The 24,417-nt window shown below is 72.7% G+C and carries 19 protein-coding genes and 2 pseudogenes; 14 read left to right on the top strand and 7 right to left on the bottom strand.

What is annotated here, in order from left to right; genetic code table 11:
* The 5 genes from PPSIR1_RS36905 to PPSIR1_RS36885 all read right to left on the bottom strand — a co-directional run.
* Positions 1 to 685: multiheme c-type cytochrome (locus PPSIR1_RS36905; protein ID WP_006976383.1), on the bottom strand; the 685-nt coding region annotated here is incomplete at its 3' end.
* Between the two features lie 7 nt (positions 686 to 692).
* Positions 693 to 3,074, bottom strand: a complete 2,382-nt coding sequence (locus tag PPSIR1_RS36900; RefSeq protein ID WP_006976382.1) for a WD40 repeat domain-containing protein — start codon at positions 3,072 to 3,074, stop codon at positions 693 to 695.
* A 247-nt stretch (positions 3,075 to 3,321) separates the two neighbouring features.
* The gene (locus tag PPSIR1_RS36895; protein WP_006976381.1) at positions 3,322 to 4,974 is read right to left on the bottom strand and encodes a S41 family peptidase; all 1,653 of its coding nucleotides are present in this window, start codon (positions 4,972 to 4,974) and stop codon (positions 3,322 to 3,324) included.
* 355 nt (positions 4,975 to 5,329) lie between these two features.
* Complete coding sequence (locus tag PPSIR1_RS36890) at positions 5,330 to 5,605, bottom strand: hypothetical protein (protein WP_157596376.1); 276 nt, start codon at positions 5,603 to 5,605, stop codon at positions 5,330 to 5,332.
* A 189-nt stretch (positions 5,606 to 5,794) separates the two neighbouring features.
* Complete coding sequence (locus PPSIR1_RS36885) at positions 5,795 to 6,718, bottom strand: DNA-binding regulatory protein (RefSeq protein ID WP_006976379.1); 924 nt, start codon at positions 6,716 to 6,718, stop codon at positions 5,795 to 5,797.
* On the opposite strand from PPSIR1_RS36885, the pseudogene PPSIR1_RS51380 reads away from it, so the two are divergent.
* The 3 genes and pseudogenes from PPSIR1_RS51380 to PPSIR1_RS49780 form a co-directional block, all read left to right on the top strand.
* Positions 6,669 to 7,838, top strand: a pseudogene (locus PPSIR1_RS51380) (protein kinase domain-containing protein); the annotation flags it as partial. The gene PPSIR1_RS36885 and the pseudogene PPSIR1_RS51380 sit on opposite strands and share 50 nt — an antisense overlap.
* A gap of 955 nt (positions 7,839 to 8,793) precedes the next feature.
* Positions 8,794 to 9,036 (top strand): annotated as a pseudogene (locus tag PPSIR1_RS51375) (hypothetical protein); the annotation flags it as partial.
* Positions 9,037 to 9,219: 183 nt separating this feature from the next.
* Positions 9,220 to 9,768: a hypothetical protein gene (locus PPSIR1_RS49780; protein ID WP_198154697.1), complete on the top strand. Its 549-nt coding sequence runs from the start codon at positions 9,220 to 9,222 to the stop codon at positions 9,766 to 9,768.
* An 11-nt stretch (positions 9,769 to 9,779) separates the two neighbouring features.
* Here the strand turns inward: PPSIR1_RS49780 and hemA are convergent, their stop codons facing one another.
* The gene (gene hemA / locus PPSIR1_RS36870; protein ID WP_006976376.1) at positions 9,780 to 11,153 is read right to left on the bottom strand and encodes a glutamyl-tRNA reductase; all 1,374 of its coding nucleotides are present in this window, start codon (positions 11,151 to 11,153) and stop codon (positions 9,780 to 9,782) included.
* Between the two features lie 129 nt (positions 11,154 to 11,282).
* Positions 11,283 to 12,086, bottom strand: a complete 804-nt coding sequence (gene ccsA, locus PPSIR1_RS36865; protein ID WP_006976375.1) for a cytochrome c biogenesis protein CcsA — start codon at positions 12,084 to 12,086, stop codon at positions 11,283 to 11,285.
* 473 nt (positions 12,087 to 12,559) lie between these two features.
* On the opposite strand from ccsA, the gene PPSIR1_RS36860 reads away from it, so the two are divergent.
* From PPSIR1_RS36860 to PPSIR1_RS36810, 11 genes are all read left to right on the top strand, one after another.
* Complete coding sequence (locus PPSIR1_RS36860; protein ID WP_006976374.1) at positions 12,560 to 13,810, top strand: hypothetical protein; 1,251 nt, start codon at positions 12,560 to 12,562, stop codon at positions 13,808 to 13,810.
* A gap of 14 nt (positions 13,811 to 13,824) precedes the next feature.
* Complete coding sequence (locus PPSIR1_RS36855) at positions 13,825 to 14,085, top strand: hypothetical protein (RefSeq protein WP_157596374.1); 261 nt, start codon at positions 13,825 to 13,827, stop codon at positions 14,083 to 14,085.
* On the top strand, positions 14,082 to 15,578 hold the full coding sequence (locus PPSIR1_RS44880) for a porin (RefSeq protein WP_157596373.1): 1,497 nt from the start codon (positions 14,082 to 14,084) through the stop codon (positions 15,576 to 15,578). Before PPSIR1_RS36855 ends, PPSIR1_RS44880 begins: the two co-directional genes overlap by 4 nt.
* Before the next feature lie 5 nt (positions 15,579 to 15,583).
* Positions 15,584 to 16,492 (top strand): hypothetical protein, encoded by a 909-nt coding sequence (locus tag PPSIR1_RS36845; protein WP_045117491.1) that lies wholly within the window; start codon positions 15,584 to 15,586, stop codon positions 16,490 to 16,492.
* A complete protein-coding gene (locus PPSIR1_RS36840) occupies positions 16,489 to 17,205 on the top strand; it encodes an energy transducer TonB (protein WP_006976370.1) in 717 nt (238 codons plus the stop codon). The genes PPSIR1_RS36845 and PPSIR1_RS36840 overlap by 4 nt, the downstream gene beginning before the upstream one ends.
* A 93-nt stretch (positions 17,206 to 17,298) precedes the next feature.
* Entirely contained in the window at positions 17,299 to 19,632 is a 2,334-nt protein-coding gene (locus PPSIR1_RS36835; protein WP_198154696.1) for a TonB-dependent receptor, read from the top strand.
* Entirely contained in the window at positions 19,629 to 20,525 is an 897-nt protein-coding gene (locus tag PPSIR1_RS36830) for a hypothetical protein (RefSeq protein ID WP_006976368.1), read from the top strand. Before PPSIR1_RS36835 ends, PPSIR1_RS36830 begins: the two co-directional genes overlap by 4 nt.
* Complete coding sequence (locus tag PPSIR1_RS36825) at positions 20,518 to 21,429, top strand: putative selenate ABC transporter substrate-binding protein (protein WP_053335489.1); 912 nt, start codon at positions 20,518 to 20,520, stop codon at positions 21,427 to 21,429. The genes PPSIR1_RS36830 and PPSIR1_RS36825 overlap by 8 nt, the downstream gene beginning before the upstream one ends.
* Positions 21,422 to 22,186, top strand: a complete 765-nt coding sequence (locus PPSIR1_RS36820; protein WP_006976366.1) for a phosphonate ABC transporter ATP-binding protein — start codon at positions 21,422 to 21,424, stop codon at positions 22,184 to 22,186. Before PPSIR1_RS36825 ends, PPSIR1_RS36820 begins: the two co-directional genes overlap by 8 nt.
* Positions 22,173 to 23,843, top strand: a complete 1,671-nt coding sequence (locus PPSIR1_RS36815; protein ID WP_006976365.1) for a PhnE/PtxC family ABC transporter permease — start codon at positions 22,173 to 22,175, stop codon at positions 23,841 to 23,843. Before PPSIR1_RS36820 ends, PPSIR1_RS36815 begins: the two co-directional genes overlap by 14 nt.
* A 167-nt stretch (positions 23,844 to 24,010) precedes the next feature.
* Positions 24,011 to 24,220, top strand: coding sequence for a hypothetical protein (locus tag PPSIR1_RS36810; protein ID WP_006976364.1), 210 nt, complete (start codon positions 24,011 to 24,013; stop codon positions 24,218 to 24,220).
* The last annotated feature ends 197 nt before the right edge of the window (positions 24,221 to 24,417 follow it).

The raw sequence follows: 24,417 nt of genomic DNA, 5'->3' as shown, positions 1-24,417 counted from the left end.
GCGTCATGTGGCAGCTCTGGCAGCTGTGCTCGCTGGCCTTCGAGCGCCGGTGCTCCGTGACCGTGCGCTGCATCTTGAGGGTGTTGCCGGCCCGGCGCGCGTTGGGGAAGTCGAACTCGTGGCAGCCCGCGCACGCGGCCGCGGTGGCGAAGCGCGGGTCTCGGTTCAGCGCGTGGGGCGAGCGCTCGGGGCGGTCGACCTCCCAGTCCGGGCGCGGACCGGCGAGCACGGGGCCCTCGGCCTCGTCGCCGACGACGTGGCAGGACACGCACGCGACCCCCACGGCCCCGCGATCGGCCTCGACGTCACCGCGCGGGCTGGCCTCCGGAGCGTGGCAGCCCTGGCAAAAGTCCGAGAAGTTCTCGCGCTCGAAGGACACCTGGAACAGGGGATCGGTGTAGGCCTGGGCGTGCAGCGAGCCCTGCCACTCCGCGGCGATCTCGGCGTGGCAGTGGACGCACTCGGCGTTGCGATCGAGGCGGGCCGCGGCGCGCCGACGACGGGCAGGCTCGGGCATGGTCCGGTCGCGGGTCTGGATCCCCGCGCGGTGCCGGCTGCGGCCGCCGATCTGGCCCTGGGCCTGGGCCTGGTCGCCCCCGATCGCCCCGCCGTCGCCGATCAGCAGCGACGCCCCCGCGACGAGCGCGAGGGTGGCGAGCGCGACCCCTGCCCTGGCTGCCTTCAAGCCGGCCTCACTTGCTGTCTTCGGCGACCAGGCGCCGATACTCCGACTCCGGGATGTGCACGGGCGGGAAGGGCTCGCCGACGAAGAAGTCCTCGATGAGCCCCGGGCGCTCGAGCCACTGGGCCAGCTGCTCGTGGCGCAGGCGCGGGATGTCGTTGGTGTCCTCGACGGCCCGGTAGCGCATCAGCCCCAGGTCGCGCTCGGCCGCCTCGAGCTCCCCGCTGAACTCGCCGCTGTCGAGCCGCGCCCACCCGCTCTCCTCCGTGCCGTAGTACAGCCGCTTCATGTCGAGGGTGCGGATCATCGAGCGGTCGTCCATGTGGATCCACCGCCAGCTCGGGTCGATGGTGTGGCGGTCGGGCTCGTACCAGTCGAAGATGTCGTACTCGCGCCAGACCTCGCCGGTGCTCGCGTCGATGGCCACGAGCGGGGTCTCGAAGCCGAGCAGCAGGGCCTTGCCGTCCTGGCGCCAGGCGACGTCGAGGATGTCGAAGTCCGACTCGAACTGGTCCGCGGGCCAGCTCGCCAGCTCCTTGCCGTCGCTCGTCGACAGCACCTTGACCGCGTCGCCGTAGACCCCGGCGATGCGCTCGCCGTCGGGGCTCAGCCCGGCCATGCCCTCGCTCGCGGGCAGCTTCACCACGGTGTCGCCGGAGCGCATGTCGACGAGCTCGAGCTGGCCGTTGACCTCGAGCCCGAGCAGGTTCAGGTCGCTCTCCAGGGCCACGTGGGACCAGCTGGTGACGCCCTGGCGCTCGAAGCCGATGGAGCCCGAGCTGGGGTCCATGGCCACGAAGCGGCCGCTGCCGTCGAGCAGCGCCAGCCAGCCCTCGCCGCCCCACACGTGCTCGGCGTCGGGGGCCACGGCCAGGCGATGGCGGACCTGGCCCGCGCCCCGACCGTCGCCGAGGTGCGGCCCGGCCTCGACGAGCGAGAGCTGGCCCTGGCAGATCGCCAGCATCAGGTCCAGCCCCGGCGAGGCCGGCTCGTAGTCCACGGGCTGGCAGCTGGGCGGCAGCGTGGTCGAGCGCTGGCAGCCGTCCTCCGCGGCCGAGTCCCACAGCCCGCAGGCCTCCCAGTCGACCAGGGCGTCGCCGCCCGCGACCCCGTGGACCTCGACGAAGCCGTCGGGGTCCTCGGTGCCCTCCTCGAACAGGGTGTCGCCGTAGATCATCGGGTCCGGGTGGACCGCGAAGGTCTCCCAGCTGAGGATCATCCACCCGCCGTCGTCCCGGTCGTAGGCCGTGGTCATCGTGCCCTCGACCCACTGCGTGCCGACGTCCACGCGCCAGTGCCCGTTGCGGTCGATGTGCATCTCCTCGTCCCAGTCCGAGTCCGAGTCGCCCCAGCTCAGCCCGCTCTCGTGGCCCATGGGCGCGACGTCGACGAGCCAGTAGCTGGTCCCGTCGCGGGGCTGGGACTCCTCATTGATCACGAACAAGTGGGCGAGGCCGGGCGTGGGGAAGGCCTCGTCCATCAGGCTCATGGCCGCGTGGGCCTCGAGGTCGCTCTCGAGGGCCCCGAGCGCGCCCGCGTCCGTGGGGATGGTGAACATCGAGAGCGTGGACACGTCGACCATCTCGACCTCGGGCTCCTGCTCGCCGCTCTCGTCGTAGCCGCCGCCGTCGTAGTAGCCGCTGTAGTCGCAGCCGTACTCGTAGCCGAGCTCGTAGGTGCAAGGCTGCTCGGTCTGGGTCTCGATCACCGCCGCCACGCCCTCGTCGCTCCAGCCGAGCACGGACTCTTCGATCTCGGCGCCGACGTCGAGGGCCTCCTCGCGCACGCGCTGCTTGGACGTCAGGTCCCAGATCTCGATGGCCGGCGGGCCGCTGACGAGGACCGCGACCTTGCTGTTGTCGGGGGCGAAGGCCAGGTCGAGGACCTCCTCGCAGCCGCCGCACTCGAAGCTCGCCACGACCTCGCCGGTGCCGGCCTGGGTGACCTCGACCTGCCTGCCGCCGAGCTCCCCCTCGAGCGCGCCGTCGCGGGAGGTCGTCTGCAAGAACAGCTCGTCCCCGGGGATCCACGCCTCGCAAGGGTTGTCGTCGGCGTCCTCGGCGACCCGCTCGATGAACGAGCCCGAGGGGATGTCCCACACGCCGCAGTCGAGGCCGACCTCGGCCGCGATGCGATCGCCGCCCGGCGAGAACATCCACTCCGAGGGGGCCGGCGGCGCGAGCTGATGCACGCCGATGAGCTGCACCTCGCCGTCGGGGATCTCCACGGGGACCGCGTTGGGTCCCGCAGGATCTTTGGGGCTCACGCCGCCCTCGAGCCCCGTCGTGGGCTTCACGGTGGTCGCCGGGCGGGCGCACGCGAGGGCGGGCAACAACAGCACGAAGGTGCCGCGCGCCAGGAACAGGTGGGCCGTGTGGTGGGCCGAACGCATGGGTCCAGCCTACGCGAAGGACGCAGGTGGGATTCCACCCCACGTCGCCGGCTCGGAGCGCGCCACCGCACGGCGCGAGCCCGCCCGTCGCCCAGACCCGACGGACAACCCGACGAATCCGGGCTCCCAGCCCAAGAGTCGAAAGTCTGCGCGCACGAGTGAACCCACGCCCACCCCCGGATCTCCCGAGCTCGAGACCCGCGCGCGGGCGTGCCCCAACGCGAAGTCGGGGCGCGCCCGTCGACGACTACTGCTCGAGCAGGAAGCTCGCGGCCGCCTCGATCTGCGTGTCGACGCCCGCCGCCAGGTCGTCCGCGTCGAGGTCGACGACGTGCTCGACGAAGCTGCGACCCTCGAGGGGCTCGCCCTCGGCGTCGAGGCAGTGCGCCCCGGAGATCCGCGAGAAGATCGCGATGTGCTCGTCGGGGGTCTCCGCGATGCTCTTGTCGACGTAGGAGCCCCCCGTCGCGTAGCCGAAGGCGCCCACGGTCGCGTGGCCGAAGGTCGGGATGCCCAGCTCGCTGGCCCGGTACATCATCCAGTCCGCGGCGCTGCCGGCCGCGCCGTCCGAGACGATCGCCGTGGGCCCGTCAAAGCCGATCGTCGGCAGGGGCTGGTCCACGAAGATGGCGTAGGGGAAGGGATACTCGGGGCTGTCCCCGAACGCCGGGGGCTGCGAGCCAGGGACGCGCGCGTAGCAGTTGCCCAGGCCGCCCGCCGCGTCCCCGAGCCCCCCGAGCAGGGCCATGGCGTACTCGGCCGAGCCGCCACGGTTGCCGCGGATGTCCCAGACCAAGCCGGCCACGTCCTCGTACTGCGCGAGCTCGGCGTTGACCAGCTCGACGGCCTCGGCGTTCCAGTCGCGGTAGGCCTGGAAGGTCAGCGGCGCCGGGAAGGGGTGGTCGGGGTGCTGGCCGAAGGTCGGGAGCTCGACGACGACGACCCCGTCGGGGCGCTGGTAGCTGGCGAACAGCTCGACCCGCGAGGGCCGGCGGAAGGGATCCATGCACAGCGTGTAGTCGTCGCGCTCGGGCACCTCGATGATCTCCGTGGTCCCGTCGACGTGCAGGACCTCGAGCTCGTCGCCGACGTCGACGTGGGCGAAGAGGTGGAGCGCGTCGAGGTCGCGCTGCGCCGCGACCGAGGGCGTGGCGGCGTCGCACAGCGGCTCTTGGCGGACCTGGCTCAGCATGAACGGCCAGACCCAGTGCTGGTTGCCCTTGCGCGCCCGGATGATGCGGTCGCCGGGCTCGAGGCCCAGCGGGTTCGCGTCCTCGACGTGGGTCACCAGCGAGGTCCCCCCGGATTCGCGGGCGCACACGCCGTACCAGGACACGCCCCGCCCGGGGACGAGGCCGTCGGGGGCGTAGCAGTCGCTGAACTGGAGATCGACGAAGCCGATCGAGGCGTGCCCCTGGGGGACGCCCGAGAAGATGCCGTAGATGGCCTTGGCGAAGGCGTAGTCCTCCCCGCCCCCGAGGATCACCCGCAGCTTGGCGATCGCCTCGAGCAGCTCGAAGTCGATGGCCTCGGCGTAGCCGGTGTAGTCGCGCATGTCGGCGGCGTACTGCTCGATCACGTCGAACTGGGCGAGCTGGGCGTCGCTGAACAAGGCGCAGCCGAGCTCCGGGCTGACCCCGGGCGCCGTCGGTGCGCGCAGCTCGAGCGAGCCCACGCAGCCTGCGAGCGCGGCCTCGTCACAGCTGCGCGGGTCGAGCTCGACGCACGCTTCGATCTGCGCGGCGCTCAGCTGGTCCTCCAGCGGCACCTCGGCCTCGCCCGCCATCGACGCGTCGGCGTTGGCCTCATCGGACAGCCTGTCCTCTCCCTGCTCGACGCAGGCACTCGACGCGAGCCCGAGTGCCCCGGCGAGCACGGCAATCATCTTGGATTTGATCATGTCGAGAAAGATGCTCGGCCCTGGACACGGCGCCACCGAAAACAATCACCATACGGGTGAGCTCTCTCCAAAAAACAATCGCCTTTAATTCGACACACGACGCCTGCACCAAGTCCCCCATACGGCCGCCAGCACCCAAGAGCGGGACTTATCGCGCCACCCGGCACGTAACGCCAGCATGGAATCATGACACTCTGATCCCTTCAATTTGACATTTCCCGACACCACGACAAATGCCGCGGGGCCGCCGGGGTCTCCCCCGGCAGCCCCGCGCTCCCTTCACTACAACCCCACGACCGAAGCCCCGGCGCGCGCCGAGGACCCCGAGCGAAGGGCTCTCAATCGATGGAAAGCGTCAGCAAGCGTCGAGCCCCTCGACGGTCGTCGCCTTCATCATGCAGCGGGCCTTTTGCTTCCACAGCATGCCCTTGATCCGCTTCCACCGCTCCTCGTCCTCGACGCACTCCTCGACGAAGTCCTCCGGGAGCGCGCCGGCCTCCTTCTTCATCAAGTCCGCCGCGTGGTCGCACAGCTCTTGCGGCGAGGGGGCGCACCCGGTGAGGGGCAAGAGCAGGACGCCCACGAGGAGGGCGCTGCGGCGCGCGTGAGTTCCGAGTCGAGTCGTGGTCATGGTTTCGCTGAGCCTGGTCATGGTCTTCACCCCCAAGACGCAGGCCCCCGGCGCTTGTCGGGTGCCGGGGCCAAACTTTTTCGTTTTTTTCTCGCCTTGGCCGATCGCCCAGACACAGCCCGACTCGAGAGCCAATGAGTCGTGGACGTGGGGCGTGGCGTCGTCCACGACGGCTAAAACGGAGTCCCGTCAGGGTGTGTCACCCTCGAGGCCCGAGTCGAGCACCCGGCGGATGCTGAGCTCGAGCTCGCTGCCGAGGAACTCGAGCACGCTCTCGAGGCGGTGGTCGGGGAGCACGGCGGCGAGCTTGCGCCGGGTCTCCTCGAGCACCGAGCTGCGCGCGCCCTCGAGCCACACGAACACGGTGCTGCGGTGGACCCCGTAGAGCCCCGCGAGGGCGTCGCTCGACACGCCGTGCAAGTAACGCTGACGCAAGAGGTTGCGCTGGCGGACGCTCAGGGCGTCGATGGCCTCGCCAAAGGCCTGCTCGAGCATGGGCCCGCAGGTCTCGCGCAGGTAGGCGAACTCGGCGTCCCGATCGTCGTGCATGCGCTCGAGCAGGCCCTCGCCCAGGGGCAGGTCCCGCCCCGCGCTCGCCCGTCGGCGAGACAGGTCGACGATCAAGCGCGAGACCGTGACGCGAACCCACGCCTTGAGGCTCCCGCGGCCGCGGTAGCTGGCGATCTTGGGGGTCGCGTCGGGCTCGGAGCCCACGAACAAGCGCACGGCGACGAGCTGGCGAAACTCGGCGGCGCTCATGCCCAAAGTCGGGCTGCGGGCGATGGCGCGGTCGAGGTCCGAGCCAAAGCGGAGCTCGAACTCACGCAGCGCCGCGCGCTCCCCCTCGGCGCAGCTCGCCGCGAGGTAGAGGTCTTCGATAGCCAAGCCCGGGAAGGGCTGCCCCGAGTCGTCCACGTCGGCGCTCGGTGGCTCGGGTGAGGCGCGGGCGATGGCGGCGGCGAGCCGGCTCGCGTTCACGTCGCCGGGCCAGCCCGCCGCGACCGCGCCTTCGGCCGCCGCGAGCCGACGCGCGAGCGCGTCCGCGTCCGCCCAGGCCGCGCGGGTGTTCGCGTCGGCGGCGGCCAAGAAGGCGGTGAGGGCCTCGGCACCCATCCTTGGGTCCTATCACAGCCCGTGGCGGGGCACATTTGAGCCTGTTAGGCTGCGCGCGGTGACGCCCTGCCCCGATCCCGAGGCCCTCGAGCGGCTGTTCGAAGGGGCCCTCGACGCGGGCCAGCGGGCGGCCCTCGAGCGCCACATCGACGGCTGTGAGCGCTGCGCGGCCACCGTGTCCGAGCTCGCGCGGCTGTTCGCGTCGGCGACCTGGGGGTCGGCGCCGGCGAGCTCGGAGCCCGGCCCGGCGCCGCCCCCCTCGGGCCTGGGCCGCTACCAGCTCGGCCGGCGACTCGGCGCGGGATCCATGGGCATGGTGTTCGAGGCCTGGGATCCCGAGCTCCAGCGCAAGGTCGCCGTCAAGCTGCTGCGCTCGTCCGCGGGCGATGACCAAGGCTCCGAGGCCGCCGAGGCTGCCCGCCGCCGACTCCTCCAGGAGGCCCGCGCCATGGCCAGCCTCGCCCACCCCCACGTGGTCCCGGTGTTCGACGTGGGCCGGGCCGGGGAGCAGGTCTTTTTGGCCATGGAGCTGGTCCTCGGCGGGACCCTGAGCACCTGGCTGGGCGCGGCCCGGCGCGACCGCCCGACCATCCTCGCGACCTTGGCCCAGGCCGGCCGGGGGCTCGAGGCCGCCCACCGCCGCGGCCTCGTCCACCGCGACTTCAAGCCCGACAACGTGCTCATGAGCGCGGAGGGCCGGCCCCAGGTGACCGACTTTGGCCTGGCGACCCTCGGCGCGCATGGGGGAGGGCCCGCCGGCGCCCCCATGCCCGCGGCGGCGACCCTGGACGCGGCGGGCAGCAGCGGCGATCCCCTGGCGCTGACCGTGGTCATGACCGAGCGCGGCGCCATCGTGGGCACCCCCGCCTACATGGCCCCGGAGCAGTGGCGAGGCGAGACCGCCGACGCGCGCAGCGATCAGTTCGCGTTCACCGTCGTGCTCTTCGAGGCCCTGTTTGGCGCGCGTCCCTTCGCCGCCCGCGACCTCGCAACGCTGCGCCGCGCCGTGCTCGAGGGCGCCCCGGCCTCGCCGCCCAAGGGGGCCCCGAGCTGGCTGCAGGCCGTGCTCCGCCGCGGGCTCGCCCAAGATCCCAACGCGCGCTACCCCAACCTCGACGCCTTGCTGAGCGAGCTCGAGCGCGACCGTCGACGGACGTGGCCCAGGACGCTGGCCGTCGCGGGGGTCGGGCTCGCCGGCTTCGTGGGCCTGCTCGCGTGGGCCGGCACGCCGGCCGAGTCCGGGCGCGAGCACGCGGCCGAGGAGGCCACCAACGCCTGCGTCGACGAGCTCGAGGGTGTCCGCGGCCTGTGGACGGCGGACCGGCGCGAGGCCCTGCGCGCGCGCTTCGAGTGGCTCGAGCTCGACGACGAGGTGGCCGGGCGCGCCCTCGAGGCCTACGACGCCTGGGTCGAGCAGTGGGTCGAGGCCGCCGCCTTGGGCTGTGAAGCCGCGGAGCCCGACGACGAGCTCGCCCAGGCCCGCGCGCGCTGCCTCGACGCCACCAGCGAGCGCTTCGAGGCCCTCTTGACGGTCCTCGACGACGAGGAGACCAGCAACCTGCGCGGCGCTCTGTTTGCAGCCGTGCACGCCCTGCCCGACCCCGCCGCCTGCCTCGACCCCGCCTGGCTCGCCGTCGCCCCCGAGCCCCCGCCGGAGGAGCTGGAGGCCCGGGCGAGCCTGGTCGCCGAGTCCATCCACCGCGCCGAGGCCCTGCTCGCCGCGGAGCAATGGCTCGACACCCGGCGCGCCGCAGACCGAGCCGTCGCCGACGCCGACGCCCTCGGCTTCGCCCCGCTGATCGCCGAGGCCCGGCTGGTCCGCGCCCGGGTGGAGATCGAGACCCACTACGACGACGAAGCCGTCGACTGGCTGCGCGCCACCGTCGAGGCCTGCCACGACGGCGCCCACGAGCGGGTCCGCGCCGAGGCCCTGCTCAGCCTCATCGAGGTCGAGGGCGCGCGCGCCTCCAGGTCGAGGCCGCCGAAGGTTGCGCGACCGGGCTCGGAGCCTGGCGGCGCGCGTCGACGACCCCCTGTTCGCCGCGCGCATCGAGCTCGCCAGCGCCCGCGTCGAGGTGGCCACGCGCCGGTCCAAGGACGCGGCGAAGACCCTCGCCGAGATCGAGCCGGTGCTGAGCGAGCGCGGACGGGCGCCGCTGGCCATCGCCGTGCAGCGCGAGCGGGCCGAGCTCAGCCTGCGCCTCGACGGCCCCGAGGCCGCGCGCCCCCTCGCCCAGGCGGCCCTCGACGCCGCGGGCGAGACCCTCGGGCCCTACGCCCTGCTGACCGCCGCGGCCGCCCGGACCCTCGCCGAGGTCGAGCTCGCCGCGGGACAGCCCGATGTCGCCGAGCCCCTCGCCGAGCGAGCCGAGCGCATCCCCGTGCTCGGCGGACCCATGCGCCACCGCATCGAGCTGAGCCAGGGCAAGATGCTGCTCGCCCGCGTGCGCCTGGCCCAGGGCGACAGGACCAGCGCCGCCAAGCTCCACGAGGACGCCGCCATGCACTACATGGACATGCCCCAGGCCGCCTGGCCCAGGGCCCAGCGCGCCCTCCTGGACTTCGAGGTGGGTGAGCCCGCGCGCGGCGAGACCGGCCTCGTCGAGGCGCTGACCCTGCTCGGCGAACACTGGGAGCAGGCCGACCCGCGCCGGATCCCCCTGCTCCTCGACATCGCCGCGGGCCTGCTCGAGCGCGGGCAACCAGCGCTGGCGGGCACGGTGCTCGAGCGCGCCGCCTTGCTGGCTGGCCCCGTCCACGAGTCCTTTGGCGTCCGCGCCCGCATCGATCGCCTCCGCGCCCAGGTCGCCCGCGCCGCGGGGGACGACGCCCGCGCCCTCGAGCTGCTCAACGAGGCCTACCTCGGCACCGACGGCGACTTCGGCATGGGCCACCCCGAGCTCGACCGCCTCAACCTCGAGCGGGCCGACCTCGCGTGGTCCCTCGGGGATCGAGCCTTCGCCGAGCGACTCTACGGCACCCTGAAGGACCACGACCTCGACCCCCTCGGGCCCGAAGCCGCCGCGCGCGTGCGCTCCCGGGCGCCCTGAGGCGCGCGGGTTTAGTTGTCGCCGACGTCGAAGACCGCCGGCGAGTCCGCGTCGAGACCCTCTTCCAGGGAGAAGAGGGTCCGCAGCGCGCCGCTGAGGTCGTCGCGGTCAGCATGGATCGCCGACTCGCGCAGGGCCTTGAGCGGGCGGTGCAGGATCTTCTGCGTGATCGCGTGGCCCATGGCCCGCACCGCCTCGCGCTGGCTCTCGTCGAGCTCGCCCATGCGGCCGAGGGTCTTGTCGACCTCGCGCTCCATGATCGAGCGGGCGTGCTCGCGCAGCTCGCGAATCACCGGGTTGAGGGCGCGGGCCCGCTCCCAGTGGAGGAAGGCGGTGATCTCCTCTTCGATGACGGCGCCGGCGGCCTCGGCCTGGACGCCGCGGGCCTCGAGGTTGCCCGCGAGGATCTTCTGGAGGTCGTCGACGTCGTAGACGTAGACCGAGTCGAGGCGACCGACCCGGGGGTGCACGTCGCGGGGCACGGCGATGTCGACGAAGAAGATCGGCGCGCCCCGGCGCTTGCGCATGATTCGACGCATGTAGCGGGGCTCGATGATCGGCTCCGTCGCGCCGGTGCTGGCCACGACCACGTCGGCGGCCATCAGCGCGTTGTCGAGGCCCTCGGTCCCGCCCTTGCCCAGGCCCGCGGTGATGCCCGTGCCGGCCCAAGGGATCCACTGCCCTTCGACGGCCTGCGCCAGGGCCTGGCCCCGCTCGGCGCTGCGGTTGACGACGAGGATCGACTGCGCCCCGGCGGCGCGCAGGTGGATCGCCGCTTGCCGGGCCATCTCGCCGGCGCCCAGCAGCGCCACCGTGGAGCCGGTCAGGTCGCCAAAGATGCTCCGCGCCAGGTCGACGGCCACGGACGCCACGGACGCCCCGCCGCGGGCGATGGAGGTCTCGCTGCGCACCCGCTTGGCGCCGTGGAAGGCCATGGTCAGGCAGCGATCCAGGATCGGCCCGACGGTCTCGCGCTCGCGGGCGAGCTGCCAGGCCTCCTTGACCTGCCCGAGGATCTGCGGCTCGCCGATGACCATGCTCTCGAGGCTGGCGGCGACCCGGAAGATGTGCCGCGCCGCGCCGTCGCGCTCGCGCACGAAGCAGTGCTCGCGGACCGCCCGGCCCTCGACCCCGCGCAGCGAGGCGAGGGCCTCGACGATGCGCGCCGAGTCCTCGCGGACCGAGGCCGGCGTGGGCTCGGGGGCGCTCGGGACCGCGTAGACCTCGACTCGGTTGCAGGTCGAGAGCAGCACCACCTCGGACAGACCCGCGCGCTCGGCCAGGCCCGAGAGGCTGTCCCCGATCTGCTCGCGCGGCACGGCCAGACGCTCGCGCAGTTCGACTGGCGCGGTCGTGTGGTTGAGTCCGACGGCGAGCAAGCTCATGGGGTCCTGTCCCTCAGTCGTGCCAGGGGCGGCGAAGGTTACCCGATGGAAGAACTACGCCTCTCTGGGGCGCTGCGCCAGGCTCAGAGGCCGATCGAGGGTCGATGGTCGCCATCATTGCCGCCAATCTCAGCTGCGCAGCGCGTATGACACCAAGATCATGACCATGCTCAAGAACGCGACCATGGTCAGCCAGGCGGCCTTTCGCCCGCGCAGGCCCCACACCGCGCGGGACACGAGGGCCGCCGTGGTCGCCAGGAAGGCCACGACACCCGCGGCCATCTCGACCCCCCGCTCGGCGTAGAGGTCCGCGCCACCGTCTCGGGTGAGGATCATCGAGCCGGTCACGATCGCCAGGGTGAACACCGGCGTGACCAAGAGCACGATCCACCAGTGGAGCTTGTCGAGGCCGCGCAGGCTCAGGCCCGACTGCGTGGCCTGACCGAGCTGGAACTGCTTGTTGCGAAGGCGCCGCTCCATGCCCAGGTAGAGCCCGGCCACGCCCGCGGCGAGGGTGAAGCCCGCGACCCCGAGGGTCGCCAGGGCGATGTGCGAGCGCATCAGCGTCGCGCTGACCTCCGAGGTCGACTGCACCTCACCGGTCGCGCTCATGACCACGCCGAGGGTCAGGCCGACCAGACCCAGGGGCGCGAGCACGGCCCCGAGGGCGCGCATGGGTCGGCGCCGGGCCGAGATCGCCAGGAAGCCCGCGACGGTGATCAGCATGCCCAGGCTCATGGCCAGGAACACCGACTGGAAGGGGTGGTGGCCGTCCACGCACTGGGCCCCGATGGTGCCGAAGTGGAGCAGGGCCGCGGCGGCCAGCAAGCCCCGAGCCCAGTTCTTGATCGCGCTGCTCTCGTCGGAGCCCGCGCCGAAGGCGAAGGAGGCGGCTCCGTAGGTGAGCGCGGCGAGGATGAACAGGGGCAGCATCGGACCTCGGGAGTATGGCCCGAAGCGAGGGGGCGCGGCATCCCCCCTCCTTGGATCGGCCCTCAGCCGCGCCTGAGAGCCACCAGCGCCGTCAACGCGCTCTGCCCAGACGCTCCCGCCCGTGCGCTACATGGCTCCAACCTTCTGCCCCAACGGGGTCGAGACCACGCGCTCCGTCGCCGCTGGCCTGCAGCGCTTCCTAGCTTCCCAGCTTCCTGGCTTTGGAGTGCGTGGCGTTGCTGGTCGTCGGCTACGCCCGCAGCAAAGGGGTGTTTCACCGCGCTGTGACCAGCGCCCCCTCCAGCCAACGAGCGCTTGTCTTCGGCGCCCGCGAGCTGTCACCATCCCCGGGCCGCGAGGACGACATGTTCCAAGCACTTCACTGAGTTCACCTGTGGCCCGGAGTTGCCGGGCACCTCTCACGAAGGTGAGCGCGGCCGGGTCTCGGCGGCGCTCGCCGCTGGAGATCCAACATGACAGACAACCCCTCCCTTCCTCTCTGGGCGGGCCGACTGACAGCGGCCTGCGCAGGCCTCGTCGTCGCCCTCGGCGTCAGCGCGCCAGCGCGCGCGATCGACTGCGACGAGCTCCCCAACCCGGTCTACTTCCCAGCCACGACCCTGCTCGAGTCCCTGCTCGCGCTGGTCTCCCCCGCGCTCGGGGACGCCATGGCTGCGGGGCCCGACCAGATGACGATCATCCACTTCCCGCTGTCGTCGTGCATCTCCTACGACCTCATCCGCGAGGCGCAGCCGGTCACGGGCACCGGCGTCTATTACCTGCCCGACGGGACCCAGGACACCTGCGACATGCCCCTCGACGTGGACATCCTGGCCGATCTCTCGGCCATGGACGTCGGCGGCGTGACCTGCCTGGGCGGGGAGCAGCCGCCGGACAGCCTGCGCGAGTACCCGAGCCACGTCGAGACCCTCGGCTTCGTCGTCCCGCGCAACTCGACGCAGACGGCGATCACCGCGACCGAGGCCTACTACGTCATGAAGTTCGGGGGTGAGCCCGGCTTCGAGGTCTCGCCGTGGACCGACCCCAACTTCGTGCTCGTGCGCAACCCGGGCTCGAGCACGCAGCTGACGATCGGGGCCAACATCGGCATCTCCGGGACCATGTGGAACGGGGCGCTGCGCGGGCACCAGGGCTCCGGCGACGTCCGCGACGCGCTGATCGCCGAGAACACCACCGGCAACGCCGAGTCGGTCCTCGGCATCCTCAACAGCAGCAAGTGGGAGGCGGCGCAAAACGACGTCCGCGTCCTCGCCTTCCAGCCCTTCAACAACTGCTTCGGCGCCGTGTTCCCCGACTCCACGTCCACGGCCCGGGACAAGCGCAACGTCCGGGACGGCCACTACCCGATCTGGACCAACCTCCGCTACATCGTCCGCACCGACGCCATGGGCGCGACGACCTCTCCCAACGGGCCCCAGGCCGCGGCCCGGGTCCAGCGCTTCATCGATCTGATGACCGGCGTCGACGCGATCGAGGCCGTCAACGTCGCCCAGTCGGTCATCCAGACCGGCAACATCCCGACCTGCGCCATGCACGTGTCCCGCGACGTCGACGGCGGACCGATCGCGTCCTTCCAGCACCCCGCGCCCTGCGACTGCTTCTTCCTCGAGCAAAACGGCATCGACAGCGGCTGCGACACCTGCACCGACGACAGCGAGTGCGGCGGCGGAGCCTGCCGCTTTGGCTACTGCGAGGCGATGTGAGGAGGGCCAAGACCATGCACGCACGATCCATCCTTTTGAGCCTGCTCGCCCTGGTCCTGGGCTTCGCGCTGACCGCTTGCCCCGAGACCGACGACGGCGACGGCAACGGCGACGGCGGGACCGGCGACGACGACGGCGCGGACGGGTCCTGCGACCCGGTCGGCGACAACCCCGAGATGGGCGCGCTGCTCAACGCACCGGTCGCGGGGGACGTCGAGGTCATCGTCAAGACGCCCCAGCACCCGGGCCCTGCGGGGCCTGAGAACCTGCCTTGAGCCCGACCGCCGTGGCCGCGCTCTCGACCGCGCTCGGGTGGGCGATCGCCTCGGCGGGCCCGCCCGAGCCGCTCGAGATCGACGACGAGGCGAGCGTCGTCGCGCCCGTCGAGATCGACGACGACGCGACCGTGGTCGTGCCCGAGTCGGAGACCGCCGTCGAGATCGTCGAGATCACGGCGCCGCCTGCCCCCACCCAAGACGAGGCGGAGCCCGCACCCGAGCCCACGCCCGAGGTCCCCGAGCCGCCGCCCGAGCCCCCAGCGCCGCCCCCCGAGCCAGACACCCCCCACGCGCAGCGCTGGCAGGCCTTCATCGAGCACGTCCACCCCGCGGGCTTCGTCCAGGTCGACTTCCTGTGGCGCCAGATCTCCCTCGACGAGCTCTCCGACGGCAACCGCGAGCCCCTCAACGAGACCGCCTTCTTGCTCCGCAACGCCCGCCTCGGCGTCGACGCGGACTGGCGCTACGTCGGGCTGACGGCCTACGCCGATCTGTTCTCGAACAACCAGGGCGTACGGCCCGCGACCCTCGACGCCCACGCCCAGATCCCCGGCAAGCGCGGCGACCCGCCCCTCGTGCAGCTGCGCGTGGGCATGCTGCGCGTGCCCTTCGGCTTCGAGAACTACAACCAGAGCGACATCCAACGCTTCTTCGGCGAGCGCACGCTGGTCGTCCACGCCTTCATGCCCGGGCTGTTCGACGTCGGCGCCTCACTCTCGGGCCACGTCTGGGCCCTCGACTGGATCGTCGGCGTCTACAACGGCCAGCCCGTGGGCGCGCCGGGCTGGGGCTTTCGCGATCCAAACCGGGCCAAGGACTACGCCGGGCGCCTGCGCCTGGCCGGCGAGCTCTTCCCCAAGCTCCACGCCGCCTTCGGCGTCTCGCTGCTCACGGGTACGGGCTTTTCCGCGGGCACGGGGCCGACCAAGGACAGCTTCGTGTGGGTCGACCTCAACGAGGACGGGCGCGTGACCCTGGCCGAGCTCCTCCCGGTCCCCGGCTCGGCCGGGCGGCCCTCGGAGAACTTCAGGCGCTGGGGCGCCGGCGCCGATCTCCAGCTCGAGACGCCGATCCCACGCCTGGGCGCGCTCACCCTCTACAGCGAAGTGGCGATCGGCTCGAACCTCGATCGCGCCGTCGCTATCGCCGACCCCGTCGCCCTCGGCCGGGACCAGCGGGGGATCGGCTGGTACCTCGGGCTGACCCAGGAGCTCACGCGCTACGCCGCCCTCGGCGTGCGCTTTGACGAGTACCTGCCGAACCTCGACGCGCTCGAGCCCTTCGCCGGGACCAACGTGATCACGCGGCGCCGCTTTCGAACCCTCGCGGCGGGCCTCGCCGGTCGGCTCTACGGCGGGAGCTTCCTGCGCGCGCGCCTACTGGTGGAGTACGAGCACCAGCTGAGCAACAGCCTGGGCCGCGACGCCGCCGGGCGCCCCGCGAAGCTCGACAACGACACGCTGCGCGTGCGCGCGGAGGTGGCGTTTTGAAGGGCGTGGCTCGATCGCTGCTGCTGCTGCTCCTCCTTCTCCTCGTCGCCGCGGGGGCCCTCGCGTGCGCCGAGGAGCCGCCGCTGTTCGGGCCTGGCCTGCACCTGCAGATCCAGGTCGAGGGCGCCGGCCTCGTGCGCGGCGAGCTGGGTCCCGACGCGGGCGGTCCCGCGGTCAGCCAGGTCCTGCGACCGCAGCCCGAGGTCACCCGCGGCGAGGGCACGGTCGCGCTCTCGGGCCGCCTCGCCCCCGGCGGGGTCGCGCTGCACGTCCAGGCCGAGGGCGACCCCGACCACTGGATCGCGCAGCCGGCCGGCTACGACTTCGTCGTCAGCGACGAGCTGCTGTGGGACGTGGAGCTCGCCTTCTCCCACGCGATCCAGACCGACGAACTGACCCTCCGGCTGCAGGCCGCGGACGCCGAGGGTCGGCTCGGGCCCGTCGAGACCGTCGACTTCACCCTGCTCCCCGACCTGCCCCCGGCCCAGCTCTACGTCTCGCTTGGCTGGGACGCGCCCGTCGACCTCGATCTGCACGTGGAGCTCCCCGACGGCACGATCGTCGGGGCCAAGAACTACAACTCCCTCGAGGTCCCCGCCGGTCAGGTCCCGCCGCCGGACGTGTGGATGGAGGGCGGGTTCTTGGACTTCGACTCGAACCAGCACTGCGCCCTCGACATGCGCAACCGCGAGAACGTGATGTGGCTGGTCGATCCGCCCCCCGGCACCTACCGGGTCTACGCCCACTTGTTTGGGACCTGCGAGCAGCATGTCGTCAACTTCGCCGTCGCCGTGCTGCGTGACGGGGAGCTCGTCCTCGAGCGCGGCGGGACCCAGTACGAGTACGACGCGGCCGTCCACCCCAGCAGCGGCGAGGCCCCCGGGCTGCTCGTCGCACAGTTCGAGGTCGAGTGAAGCGCCTGCCCTTCGTCGTGTCGGGCCTCGCTCACGTCGGGTTGGTGTGGGCGCTCGTGGCGTTGATCGAGGAGCCGGAGGAGGTCGCCGAGGACGGGTTGGGGTTGATCGTCTTCGATCCCGTGAGCGCCGCGGAGGTCGAGCCCGAGCTCGAGCCTGAACCTGCGCCGAAGCCCGAGCCCGGACCCGAGCCCGAACTCGAACCTGCACCCAGGCCGCGGGACCGACCGGCGAAGCCCTCCCCCACCCCGTCTGCCGCGCCCTCTCCCGACGCGAACGCGTCCACCCCTGGTCCCGACCCGGGCCCCCGGCGTCTGGATCTGACCCTCGGCAACGGAGGCGAACACGGCCGCCCCACCCCGGGCGGCTCGGGCTCCAAGTCGGGAGCAGGCTCGGGATCCAAGCCGGAGGCGACCTCGGCGAAGCCGACCTGCGACGAGCCCCGGACCAAGCCCAAGCCCATCAAACGCGTGACGATCACCTACCCCCCGGCCGCCCAGGCCGCGGGCCTCGAGGGCCGCGTCGTCCTGCAGGCCACCGTGGACACCCGCGGCGCCGTCCGGTCCGTGCGCGTGGTCGAGTCCGTGGGTGCGCTGATCGACGAGCCCGCGAGCGCGGCCCTGAAGCGCTGGCGCTTCGAGCCCGCGACCCGCTGCGGAAAGCCCGTCGAGGCGAGCTACGTCATCGCGCGCGAATTCTTGCGGGGAGATTGAGGCGTGGTCGGGTTTGCTTCGTCGCTCTCGTGTCTCGCGCTCGCGCTCGCGCTCGCAGGACAGCCGCCCGAGACGAGCGCGGTCGAGCCTCCCGTGCTCGTCGAGTTCGCCGCGGCCGAGCGCCCGCTCGAGCGCCCGCGGGAGACCGTGGTGGTGCTCTTGACCCTCGAGATCGACGCCGCGGGCCAGGTCGTGCGGGTCGAGGTCGTCGAGTCTGGCGGGCTGGCCTTCGACGCAGCCGCCGTCGCGGCGGCGCGGCGCTTCGCCTTCGAGCCGGCCCGAGAGCGCGGCGTGCCGATCGCCGTGGAGATCGGCTACCGCTACGAGTTTCCCCCGGATCCCGAGCCCGAGCCCACTCCGGAGCCAGAGCCAGAGCCAGAGCCAGAGCCAGAGCCAGAGCCCGACGAGGCCACCGTCATCGACGAGTCCGAGGTCGTCCGGGCGACCCGCGTCGATCCCCCCGTCTCGACCACGCGCATGGATCGCGCCCGCGCCGAGCTCGTCCCCGGCGCCCAGGGAGACGTCGGTAAGGCCCTCGAGACCGTCGGCGGCGTCGCGCGGCCCGACCTCAGCGGGGGCGAGCTGGTGATCTGGGGCGCCCCGCCCTCGGACACCCGCACCTACGTCGACTGGATCCCCGTCCCCCGCCTGTTCCACCTCGGCGGCGCCCGCTCGAACCTCCCCGGAACCATGATCGCGGGCGTCGAGCTGACCCCCGCGGGCTTCGACGGCGCCTGGGGCCGGGCGATCGGCGGCATGGTCCGCGTCGAGACCCGCCCCGCGCGCGCGCCCACCGAGGCGCGAGCCCTCGGCGGCCACGCCCGGGTCGACCCGATCGACGCGGGCGCAGGCTTCGACGCGCGCCTGGGCGAGCGCGGCTGGATCGGCCTGGGCCTGCGCCGGAGCCTGCTCCGCCAGACCTTCGGCCCGCTGCTCCCCGCCGGCTCGCGCGAGCTCGTGCCCTTGCCCGACACCTGGGACTACCAGACCAAGGCCACGATCCAGCTCGACGCCCGCGACGAGCTCGCGCTGCTGGTGTTCGGCGTCCACGACACCCTCGAGCGCGGGATCCCCAGCCAGACCCCCGACTACGCCTTTCGTGAGCGCCGCGTCGCCGGCTTCCACCGCCTCGGGGTCGGGCTGACTCGGCGCCGCGCCGACGGCTCGAGCCTGCGCGTCTCGACCTGGTTCGGCTACGATCACGACCGCAACGAGCAGCGCTTGTTCGACGCGCGCGCCCTCGACCAGGGCCGCGGCTTCGCCGGAGGTCTGCGCGTCGACGAGCGCCGCCGCGTCGCCCCGCTCGTGCTCATCGTCGGCGGGATCGACCTCGAGCACCGCAGCACGCGGACGAGCCGCGAGGGCGCCCTGTCCCTGCCCGCGCGCGAGGGGGACCTCGCCGTGTTCGGCCAGCACCCCGGCGATCGCGTCGCCAGCGATCGCTGGCGCGTCCACCAGACCGGCCTCGCCGCCTACCTCGGCGTGCGCGTGGGGCCGCGCGGGGGCGCCTGGGCGATCGAGCCGAGCGTGCGCGTCGAGCCCATGATCACCGTCGGCGATCGGGTCTTGCCCGTGCGCCCGATCGAGCCGGAGATCGGCTACAGCGACATCGAGGTCCCCGTCGACCCGCGCCTGAGCCTGCGCTGGTCCCCGGCCGAGGCCGTCGAGCTGTTCGCCGCGGGCGGGCGCTACCACCAGCAGCCCAACCCCGGCGAGCTCTCGCCGATCTTCGGCAACCCGCGCCTGCGCACCATCGAGGCCGCCCACGCCCTCGCGGGCCTGCGCGCCGAGCCCCTGCCCTGGCTGAGCCTCGGGCTCCAGGGCTTTTGGATCCACTCCTGGCGTGTGCCCGTGCGCAGCGCCTCGCCCACGCCCCCGGTCTCGGCCCTGGTCGTCTCCGAAGGGCGCGGGCGCAGCTACGGCGGCCAGCTGAGCGCGCGGGTCTACCCGGGCCATGGCCTGTCGCTGTCGGCCGCCTACACCCTCCAGCGCGCCGAGCGGAGTCTGCCGGGGTCGGGCGACCCGCGAAGCTGGCGGCTCTTCGACGGCGATCAAACCCACGTGCTGCAGGCCCTGCTCGGCTGGGTCCACCGCAGCGGCGTCGAGCTGGGGGCGCGCGCGAGCTTGAGCTCCGGCAACCCGCGCACGCCCGTCGAGGACGCGGTCTTCGACGGCTTCAGCGGGCGCTACGACCCGATCTTCGGCGCGCAAAACTCCATCCGCCTGCCCCTATTTTTCGAGCTCTCGGCCCGCCTTGGGTGGCGCCGCAGCTGGGCCTGGGGCGGCCTGCGGACCTGGCTCGACGTCCGCAACGCGACCAACCGCAACAACGCCGTGGAGCTGGTTTACAACGCCGATTTCTCCGCGCGGGGGCAAGTCTCGGGCTTGCCCGTGGTCCCCGTGCTCGGCCTGGAGGTGACCCTGTGAACACAAAGATACTCGCCCTCTCGATCGCGCTCGGCGTGACCGCGTGCCTGCCGAGCTTCGACGACCGACCCTGGCTCGTCGACGAAGCGCGCGTGCTCGCGATCCGCTCGACCCCCGCCGAGGCCAAGCCCGGAGAGGTCGTCCACTACGAAGCCTTGATCGCCGATCCCGACGGCCTCGACGCGACGAGCGTCTCCTGGTCCTTCTGTCTGCAGCCACGCACGGCCGACGAGCGCGGCGCGGTCACCCACGACTGCGCCATCGGGGAGGCCCTGTCGGCGACCCCCAACCCGGCCGCCCTGCCCATGGACGCGTGCGCCCGCTTCGGGCCCAACTCACCGCCGACCGAGGGCGACGAGCCCCCGCGCCGCCCCGCGGACCCCGACCCGAGCGGCGGCTACGCGATCCCGATCCACGCGGCCGCGAGCCTGGCTGGCGACGAGACCATGATCGACGCCTTCGCCAAGACCCGGATCCGCTGCGACCTCGTCGGCGCGACCCGGCCCGTGTTCGACGACTTCGAGGCGCGCTACACCAACAACGAAAACCCCGCCCTCGACGGCCTCGTCGATGTCCCGGCGAGCGTCGCCCCCGGGGCGAGCCTCGACCTGCGCCTGCGCACGGCCAGCGGCGCGGCCGAGGCCTACGTCCTCTACGAGCTCGAGCGCGGCACCCTCCGCGACGTCCGCGAGACCCTCAGCGTGCGCTGGTACGTCAGCGACGGCGTGCTCGAGCGCGGCCTCGAGCGCGCCAGCGAGCTCGACGCTGGCGCCCACACCTTCGAGAACACCTGGACGGCCCCGAGCACCCCCGGGCTCGTCCGCGGCTGGGTCGTGGTCGCCGATGACCGCGGCGGCGCGAGCTGGGCGAGCTGGGAGCTCTCCGTTGACTAGTCCCAGGCCCAGGACCGCGGCGCTCCGCACTGGCAGCGCGCTCATCCTGGTTGCGATCCTCGCGCTGTTCGGCTGCAAGCGCGGCGAGTCAGCCGAGCGCGGCCCGGCGCCGATCCGCGTGACGGGGATCCCCGACGAAAACCCCACCGAGCTCGCCCGCGAGTACGCGCCCCTCGTCGCCTTGCTCGAGGCCCGGCTCGGCGCCCCCGTCGAGTACGTGCCCGTGACCGACTACGGCGCCGCCGTCCAGGCCCTCGTCGCCGGCACCGTCGACTTCGCCTGGCTCGGCGGCTTCACCCACGTCCAGGCCCGGACCCTGGCCGAGGTCGAGCCCCTGGTCATGCGCGACATCGATCGGGACTTCCACAGCGTGTTCATCGCCAACGTCGACAGCGGCGTCGAGGCCATCGCCGACCTGAAGGGCAAGCGCTTCGCCTTCGGGGCCAAGAGCTCGACCTCCGGCCACCTCATGCCGCGCCACTTCCTCGTCGAGGCCCACGCCATCGACCCCGAGCGCGACTTCGCCGGCGCCCCGGTCTACAGCGGGGCCCACGACGCGACCGTGGTCATGGTCGCCTCGGGCAAGGTCGACGCGGGCGCCCTCAACATGCAGGTCTGGGAGCGGGTCCTCGCCGCGGGCGAGGTCGACACGAGCGCCGTCCGGGTGATCTGGGAGACCCCCGGCTACGTCGACTACACCTGGACCGCGCGCTCGGCCCTGCCCGAGTCCACCCGCGAGGCCTTCAAACGCGCCTTCCTCGAGCTCGACGCTCGAGACCCCGAGCACCGGGCGATCCTCGATCGCCTCGGCGCCAAAGCCTACGTGCCCGCGAGCCCCCGAGACTTCGACGCGATCGAAGCGATCGCGCGGGCGACCGGCCTGCTCGAGTCGCCGCATGACTAGCCCCGCGCCGACGCTCGAGCTGCGCGGGGCCCAGCGTCGCTGGGGCGAGCGCCTCGCCCTCGGGCCCGTGGATCTGCGCATCGCCCCCGGGGAGCGCGTCGCCCTCGCGGGGCCCAGCGGCGGCGGCAAGACCACGCTCTTGCGCCTGCTGGCCGCGGCCCTGCGCGCGAGCGGTGGCAGCGTGGCGATCGACGGTCGGTCCGTCGCCGCCATGCGCCCCCACCAGATCCGCGACCACCGTCGACGCTGCGCGCTGATCGACCAGGGCGCGACGCTGATCCCCGAGGTCTCGGTCCACGACAACGTCCTCGCCGGCCGGGCCCCTGCGTGGCCGTGGTGGCGGGTCCTCGCCTCCGCGCTGTGGCCCCTCGAGCGCGAGGCCGTCGCTGCCTTGCTCGGGCAGGTCGACCTGCGCGAGCGCCAGTGGGACCGAGTCGGCGCCCTGTCCGGAGGCCAGCGCCAGCGCGTCGCCATCGCCCGGGCGCTGGCCAGCGAGCCCTCGGTGCTGCTCGCGGATGAGCCCACGGCCGCCCTCGATCCCACGACCGCCGCCGAGGTCATCGCCCTGCTGTCCCGCGAGACCCGACGCCGCGAGCTCACCCTGATCGTGTCGACGCACCGGCTCAGCCAGGTCCTCGGCGAGGTCGATCGAGTCATCGGTCTGCGCGAGGGTCGGGTCAGCCTCGACGCCCCCGCGGACCAGATCGACGACGCGACCCTCGCCGCCCTCTACGCGGGGAGCCGTGAGCGCAGCTGAGGGCGATCCGACCCGCGCCCGGGCGACGCTCAGCCTGCTGCTGATCGCCTCGGTCCTGATCGCGTCGTGGCACAGCGGCTTCGAGCTCGCGGGCCTGGCCGACGCCGAGGCGTCGGCCGGCTTCCGCGATCTGCTCGGGGGCCTGACCCGCCCCGACCTCAGCGACGCCTTCCTCACCCGCGTCGCCAAGCTCGCCGTCGAGAGCCTGCTGATCGGCGTGCTCGGCACGGCGCTCGCGCTCGTCCTCGCCGTCGGCCTGGCCCTCGCCGCGACCGAGCTCCCGGGGCTGCGCGATGATCCAGCCCTCCGACCCGGTCGCAGCACCGCCCGCGCGGGGCTGCGCGCCCTCGCCCGAGGGGTGCTGGCCGTGTTCCGCTCCGTCCCCGAGATCCTGTGGGCCTTCCTGTTCGTCCGCATCGTTGGCCTCGGGCCGGGTCCTGCCGTGTTCGCCATCGCGATCACCTTCTCGGGCATCATCGGCAAGCTCTTCGCCGAGCTCATCGAAGCCGCCGATCCCGAGCCCGCCCGGCAGCTGCGCGCCGCCGGAGCGGGCCCCGTCGCCGTGTTCGTGTACGGCGTGCTCCCCCTCGTGCGTCGGCAGTGGCTCGCCTACGCCCTGTTTCGCCTCGAGTGCGCGATCCGGTCGGCGTCGATCCTCGGCGTCGTCGGGGCCGGCGGGCTCGGCCAGGAGATCGAGCTGAGCATCCGCTACTTCCAGTACGACAAGCTCGCCACCACCCTCGCCGTGGTCTTGGCCTACGTCATCGCGCTCGAGCTCGCCAGCGTGGGCCTGCGCAAGGTCCGGCCCGCGTGGTCCGTCGCCCTGTTCACGGCGGGCGCCCTCGTCGGCCTCGCGGTCTTGCCCGTGCCCTGGGGCGCCCTGCTCGAGGCCCGCGCCCTCGACCAAGCCCGGGCCTTCCTCGTCGGCTTCGGCGACCCAACGCGGAGCCCGAGCTTCCTGCTGTCGAGCCTGAAGCTCGCCCTGAGCACCGTGTCCATGGCCTGGGTTGCGACGGCGATCGCCGCGAGCCTCGCCGTCCTCGTCGCTCCCCTGGCCGCGACTCGGTTCACGATCGGCGCCTACCTCGAAGACGCCCCGCGCGGGCGCGGCTGGACCCGCTGGCTGTTCGCGCTCGTGCTGGTCCCCGCGCGGGCGAGCCTACAGATCACCCGCGCCCTGCCCGAGCTCGTGTGGGCCCTGCTCTTCGTCGTCTGGCTCGGCCCGGGCACCACCGCCGGCGTCCTCGCCCTCGCGGTCCACACCTTCGGCGTCCTCGGGCGGCTCTACGGCGACGTCCTCGAGGAGGCCGAGCCCGGGCCCGCGCGGGTCCTCGAAGCCAGTGGTGCCAGCGCGATCGCCCGCTACCTGCTCGGCGTGTTCCCCCAGGTCCGAGCCCGACTCCTCGCCTTCACCCTGTTCCGCTTCGAGGTCAACCTCCGCGCGGCGGCCATGGTCGGCTTCGTCGGCGCGGGCGGCCTCGGCGACGCGATGCACACGGCGATCAGCTTGTTCCACATGCGCGACCTCGCGGCGCTGCTCCTGGTCACGATCACGGTCGTCGTCGCCGTCGACGCCCTCGGCGACCGAGCGCGCAGGCGCGTGCTTGGCCAGAGAGGAGCTGCGGCGCCGTGGAACACCGGTCCTGCGCCCCCGTGACCTACGGCGACCCGACCAAAGGTCCGCGCATGCTGGCGTGCCGGCCAGATCGTCAGCGAGCGCTTCTACTACGACGAGTGAGCCCGCTCGGAGGACCGCGCGTCCAGTCGCTCTCGCAGCAACCGGCCGAGTTGGACACCTCAGCCCGTAGCCGCACTCCTCTCGATGTGAAGACGAAGACCAAGACCAAGACCAAGACCAAGACCAAGACCAAGACCAAGACCAAGACCAAGACCAAGACCAAGACCAAGACCAAGACCAAGACCAAGACCAAGACCAAGACGAGCTCTCCCTCGACTACCAAGCGTCGCCCCCGTCTACGCGTCCGCAGCTCCGTTCGCGCGGGCGCCATCATCCACCGCGATATCAAACCTTGATCTGCCAGGAACCGGACTCCCCGAGCCCAAGCGCCCCCAAAGTCCAGGAACCAGCCCCCAGCCGACCGCTCCTGCCGTCCGCCCACAGCCGACCACTTCGAGCGTCCACCCAACCACAGCAACCGCCTGGATCGGAGGGCCCCTGCCCGACCGCCGGGGAGGGGGACCCGTGACGGCTTCGCCGGCGCGGGGGAGGG

Origin of the sequence: Plesiocystis pacifica SIR-1 (assembly GCF_000170895.1) — a bacterium.
GTDB lineage: Bacteria > Myxococcota_A > Polyangia > Nannocystales > Nannocystaceae > Plesiocystis > Plesiocystis pacifica.
Note: the sequence above shows the minus strand (reverse complement) of the source record. Positions and strands in the feature narration are given on the sequence as shown.

What these genes read in the sequence shown, in the direction of transcription:
- PPSIR1_RS36900 (WP_006976382.1), bottom strand. Translation starts at nt 3,074, where the DNA reads ATGCGTTCGGCCCACCACACGGCCCACCTGTTCCTGGCGCGCGGCACC.
- PPSIR1_RS36895 (WP_006976381.1), bottom strand. Translation starts at nt 4,974, where the DNA reads ATGATCAAATCCAAGATGATTGCCGTGCTCGCCGGGGCACTCGGGCTC.
- PPSIR1_RS36890 (WP_157596376.1), bottom strand. Translation starts at nt 5,605, where the DNA reads ATGACCACGACTCGACTCGGAACTCACGCGCGCCGCAGCGCCCTCCTC.
- PPSIR1_RS36885 (WP_006976379.1), bottom strand. Translation starts at nt 6,718, where the DNA reads ATGGGTGCCGAGGCCCTCACCGCCTTCTTGGCCGCCGCCGACGCGAAC.
- PPSIR1_RS49780 (WP_198154697.1), top strand. Translation starts at nt 9,220, where the DNA reads ATGCACTACATGGACATGCCCCAGGCCGCCTGGCCCAGGGCCCAGCGC.
- hemA (WP_006976376.1), bottom strand. Translation starts at nt 11,153, where the DNA reads ATGAGCTTGCTCGCCGTCGGACTCAACCACACGACCGCGCCAGTCGAA.
- ccsA (WP_006976375.1), bottom strand. Translation starts at nt 12,086, where the DNA reads ATGCTGCCCCTGTTCATCCTCGCCGCGCTCACCTACGGAGCCGCCTCC.
- PPSIR1_RS36860 (WP_006976374.1), top strand. Translation starts at nt 12,560, where the DNA reads ATGACAGACAACCCCTCCCTTCCTCTCTGGGCGGGCCGACTGACAGCG.
- PPSIR1_RS36855 (WP_157596374.1), top strand. Translation starts at nt 13,825, where the DNA reads ATGCACGCACGATCCATCCTTTTGAGCCTGCTCGCCCTGGTCCTGGGC.
- PPSIR1_RS36820 (WP_006976366.1), top strand. Translation starts at nt 21,422, where the DNA reads ATGACTAGCCCCGCGCCGACGCTCGAGCTGCGCGGGGCCCAGCGTCGC.